Below are 4,948 nucleotides of genomic sequence, written 5' to 3' on the forward strand. Positions count from 1 at the left end.
GCACGATAATCCTCAGCTAAATGTGCGCGATTGGTCGGGAAGAGATCCGGTGCGTATTGTAATGGATCGTTACCTGAAGCTCTCAACCAAGTTGCATCTCTTCGATCGAAAACAAAAAACGATCTGCTACAATGTTCTCAAACACGAAGAGCACGAAAATCTTCTGTTAATACGTCTGGATGAAAAAGATTTTCTGCAAGCGTTAATAAATGACCTGGCGAAGCAAAAGATACAGTCAGTAATTATAGAAGGCGGAGCTGCTACGCTCGCGATGTTTATCGAGAATAATTTATGGGATGAAGCACGCATTTTTATCTCACCACAAAAATTCGATAAAGGTATATCTGCTCCAAGACATCCGGGTATATTAACCGAGCACTATATACTGGCAGGCGATAATCTTAACATTTACAGAGCCACTCACTAATCATCTGGTGTACCGATCGTGAGCACTGAATAGTATATATAGTTTGCGGGCTAGATACTCCATGCATTACGCTCATGAATAACCATTAACGCACAGCAGATAACGACTAACGGATCCGGGTAAAGAAATCCATGATCAGTGCATTTGGTTTCTCCGGAGTAGAATCAAGTGGCGGCTGAAATAATGTTCCCTTATAAAATCGATGACCTTTTAATTCAAGCGCACGTACTTCTCCTGTTGTAGAGAAAGCGGTGAATGTAAAGGAACTGTTTTGCAACTTGTCTGCAAATGCAGGATTTACTCCGTAGTTGCAATTGAAGAATCCCGTGATAATATCTTTCTGTAAAACGCTATATAGCCACGACTGCTTGTCGTGGATAATTACTTCTTCCTGCTGACCTTTTAGTGAGCAGCTCAATTTGGAAATTACCAGTCTCGAAGCATCCGGCTCACTCTCTTCATGGCCGGCTTCTTTCATGCCGAGTATATTTCGCGCATACTCTACCACCATATATTGAAATCCACCGCAGGTGCCAAAGATGGGAAAGTTATTCTCGCGTGCCCAGCGAATGAGTGTATATACCGCATCGTCATTTTTATAGGGCGAACCCGGAGCGATCCATAGTCCGTCAGCAAGTTGTGAGAAACGGGCAGGATCACCGATGTTGTCTGTTGCAACCCATGTAGTGACTATAGGAAAATCTAGATGACCGCGGCAATGATCAATAGCCTTGTTCAACGCAATGTGTGTATGCTTGTTCTCGGTATAGTCGCCAATAATGGCAATGCGCAGTGCTTTCATAGAGTATAAATAATATACCCGCTATAGCAACAAGCGGTCGTTACAGCGGGTATATTTTAGAGATTAGGCGAGGCGTTTCGCTACTTCGTCCCAATTGATAACATTATACCAGTTCGCTACATATTCGTTGCGTTTGTTCTGGTACTTGAGGTAATACGCGTGCTCCCATACATCGAGCGCGAGTAGCGGAGTTCCCTTCAGGTCGCTCACATCCATCAAAGGATTATCCTGATTAGGCGTTGAACCAATCTTTAATTTACCACCATCATTTACCAGCCATGCCCATCCCGAACCAAAGCGAGTCATGGCAGCTTGAGTAAATTGCTCCTTGAATTTATCAACCGAACCAAACGCTCCGTTGATCGCATCAGCAATTTTACCGGTAGGTTGTCCGCCACCGGGCTTCATTACCTGCCAGAAGAAGTTATGATTCCATGCGCCTCCTCCATTGTTCTTTGCCTTTGCAGACAGCTTGGATGCATTAGCAAAAAAATCTTTCTCTGTGCCAAAAGATACCTTGTCGGCTGTGATCGCTTCGTTTACATTTTTGATGTAAGCGGTGTGATGTTTGGTATAGTGGATCTCCATTGTCATGGCATCAATGGAAGGTTCGAGTGCAGCATACGCATAGGGCAGGGCTACCTGCGAAAACTGTAATGCTGTTGACGCTGATAATTCTATATTACCAGAGGATGATGGTGTGTCCGCCAGGGCCTTGAGAGCCAGTGGTGTTCCGAGTGCTGTAAGGGTGGTAGCTTTTAGCGCTTGCTGCACAAATTCTCTTCGGGTTGTTTTCATAAAGCAGATAATTATAATGTGAATATTTCTGCAACCGATGTGGCCGCTTTACCTGCACGAAATTTAGCCAAAAATCTTTAGCTTGCACGGAAACAAATACGACTGTTATGAACGAAATACTATATGATGAAATTCCGTCACTCGACCTGGCGGATTATTATAGCGGTGATGATAAAAAGAAACAGAAGTTTGTAGCCGACCTGGGTGCAGCTTATCATAACATTGGTTTTGTAGCAATCAGGAATCACTTTCTCACAGATGCTATGCAGCAGGATCTGTATAAGGCTATAAAACAATTCTTTGCATTACCCGATGATACTAAAAAGAAATATGAACGGCCGGAACTGGCAGGTCAGCGGGGATATATAGGGAAAGGTAAAGAACACGCGAAAGGTAGAAACACTGGCGATCTGAAGGAATTTTACCACGTGGGGCAAGAGCTGCCGGAAGCAGAGCGCAGCAAAGAAGATTACCCGGCAAATATTTGGCCACAGGAAGTACCTGAATTTGCCAAAGTAAGTACAGACGTTTATCGTGCATTGGAGAAAACAGGTACCTATATGCTCCGTGCTATAGCGCTATATCTCAATCTTCCTGAAAATTATTTTGACGATAAAGTAAAACACGGCAACAGTATTTTGCGACCGATCCATTACTACCCGATCGAAAACCCGGATGCAGTTCCTGAAGATGCGGTGCGTGCTGCAGAACATGGCGATATAAACCTGATTACATTACTGATGGGGGCAAGTGCCGATGGTTTGCAGGTGTTGCGCAGAGATGGCAAGTGGATTCCGATCACGGCATTGCCCGATCAACTCGTGGTAAATGTTGGTGATATGCTGGAACGACTCACTAATAAAAAGCTGAAGTCAACTATACACCGCGTAGTAAATCCTCCGCGCAACCTCATGAACACACCGCGTTACTCGATACCATTCTTTATGCATCCGCGCTCGGAAATGAGTCTGGCAGCTTTGAAGGATTGTGTAAACGCAGAGACTCCCAAGCAATGGGAAGATATTACTGCTGGCGAATTTCTGGACCAGCGCTTACGCGAGATTGGATTGAAGAAATAGAATATGCATATCAGACCAATAGCCACTCAGTTGTAATGATGATCCAGCGCGTTCGATACTATATATTCTTGCGCGATGTGCTGGTACTGGCAGTCTCTACTTTTGGCGGACCTCAGGCACACCTGGCTCATTTTCAAAAAATACTGGTGGACAAACGGAAATATCTGACAGAGGATGATCTGATGGAAATCAATTCCCTCTGCCAGATTTTACCGGGGCCGACCTCTACACAAACATTAACGGCTATAGGTTTCAAGATCGGAGGCCCGAACCTGGCTTACCTTACGCTTTTAGTTTGGATGTTGCCCGCAGTTTCGCTGATGACGCTGGCAGCACTCATCATGTCGGGTATAGAAGAAAAAAACTGGTCGCTGGAGTTTACAAGATTCATTCAGCCTATGGCCGTTGGCTTCGTTAGTTATGGTGCCTATATCATTATACAGAAAACCGTGCGCACCAAAACAGGCATTGTACTTATGGTGGCGGCAGCTATACTTTCGTATCTCATACAAACACCGTATGTTTTTCCTGCTATACTTCTTTGCTCGGGCATGCTCACCGCGTTGAAGTATAAAGATCAACCCAAAGAAGAGAAGACTAAAATTGTAGTACCGTGGGCAAACTTCCTGTTATGGGCCGGTGTGCTAATATTTGCCGCTGCACTGGGAGGAATAACCAAAGCATTGCCGGTGCGATTGTTTGAAAATTTTTATCGTAACGGGAGCCTCATCTTTGGTGGCGGGCAGGTACTCACTCCGTTGCTATATACTGAGTTTGTTCAGTATGCACCCAAGCAATATCTTTCATCTGAAGAGTTTTTGTCTGGTTATGCCGTTGCACAGTCATTACCCGGACCGGTATTTTCTTTCAGTGCATATATAGGGGCGCTCTCCATGCGCGATGGCGGAACAGGTGGAGCAATTATAGGAGCACTCGTATCATCGCTTGGAATTTTTCTGCCCGGTACATTTTTGATATTCTTTGTTATTCGCTTCTGGGAAAGTTTGAAACGCTATAGGGCAGTGCGTGCTTCATTGGAAGGAATTACTGCAGCCAGTGCCGGACTCGTTGCAGCATCAGCAGTAATTTTGTTTCAACCATTAGAGCATACGCTCATGAATTTTGGTGTAGCCATCGCTACATTTCTATTGCTGGTATTTACAAAAATACCGTCACCCTTTATTATACTCGGAGGATTGTTGCTTGGTTTTTTTGTGCGTTGGGTAACATCGCACTAAAGAAAACTATTCGAAAATTATCGGCAGCTTGATCTGATCAGAATAGAATTGCATGCGCGAATGATTCGTGTCTAACGGTACGATCTTCTCGATTATTGTGTTCTTATGATTAATAAAAACTTCCACGTAAAAATTTCCGAGAAGGTAAAGATTGATCTTATAACCATAATAACGAATCGCCATGATGAATGTACCTTTTTCGTACAACACATCAATTTTCTCTTCGAGCGCCAGCTTCTTATATTCCTTCCACACGATCATGGATTGAACATACAGCAAAAAATCGTTCAGCACAACATTGCATGTTACGGAAGTTTTTCGTTTAACAACACAAGCAACTGCTCCTGTATATTTCATTGACATCTATAGCATAATGACAGTATTGCTGTATGAAATTTTTGCCCGGCTTTGCTCTATATAACACAATGATAATTTACATTGCTCTTCGCAGTGAGATGCTACCTAACAACAATGTTTATTTGTTCAATGTGTAATAACATCATCATATGAAGTGAGGAACTTTATGTATAGTTTATCACTTTCATTTTATATATAGCAGATCTCAACATGACATGTTGTTGAGTTAAATCATTTAATGAAGAGT

Annotated in this window: 6 protein-coding genes; 3 read left to right on the forward strand and 3 right to left on the reverse strand. The window is 43.3% G+C overall.

Annotation, left to right across the window (positions count from 1 at the left end):
- On the forward strand, positions 1-427 hold a 427-nt coding region (locus VIN08_RS18310), incomplete at its 5' end, for a RibD family protein (protein ID WP_331967961.1).
- A gap of 106 nt (positions 428-533) precedes the next feature.
- Here the strand turns inward: VIN08_RS18310 and VIN08_RS18315 are convergent.
- Complete coding sequence (locus VIN08_RS18315) at positions 534-1,229, reverse strand: glutamine amidotransferase-related protein (protein ID WP_331967962.1); 696 nt, start codon at positions 1,227-1,229, stop codon at positions 534-536.
- 63 nt (positions 1,230-1,292) lie between these two features.
- Positions 1,293-2,027: a superoxide dismutase gene (locus tag VIN08_RS18320; protein WP_331967963.1), complete on the reverse strand. Its 735-nt coding sequence runs from the start codon at positions 2,025-2,027 to the stop codon at positions 1,293-1,295.
- A 107-nt stretch (positions 2,028-2,134) separates the two neighbouring features.
- On the opposite strand from VIN08_RS18320, the gene VIN08_RS18325 reads away from it, so the two are divergent.
- Both VIN08_RS18325 and chrA read left to right on the forward strand, forming a co-directional pair.
- A complete protein-coding gene (locus VIN08_RS18325; RefSeq protein WP_331967965.1) occupies positions 2,135-3,106 on the forward strand; it encodes an isopenicillin N synthase family dioxygenase in 972 nt (323 codons plus the stop codon).
- Positions 3,107-3,141: 35 nt separating this feature from the next.
- A complete protein-coding gene (gene chrA, locus VIN08_RS18330) occupies positions 3,142-4,344 on the forward strand; it encodes a chromate efflux transporter (RefSeq protein ID WP_331967966.1) in 1,203 nt (400 codons plus the stop codon).
- A 6-nt stretch (positions 4,345-4,350) separates the two neighbouring features.
- On the opposite strand, the gene VIN08_RS18335 is transcribed toward chrA, so the two are convergent.
- On the reverse strand, positions 4,351-4,701 hold the full coding sequence (locus VIN08_RS18335; protein WP_331967968.1) for a hypothetical protein: 351 nt from the start codon (positions 4,699-4,701) through the stop codon (positions 4,351-4,353).
- Positions 4,702-4,948 lie beyond the last annotated feature (247 nt).

This window comes from Ohtaekwangia sp., from assembly GCF_036568665.1.
GTDB lineage: Bacteria > Bacteroidota > Bacteroidia > Cytophagales > Cyclobacteriaceae > Ohtaekwangia.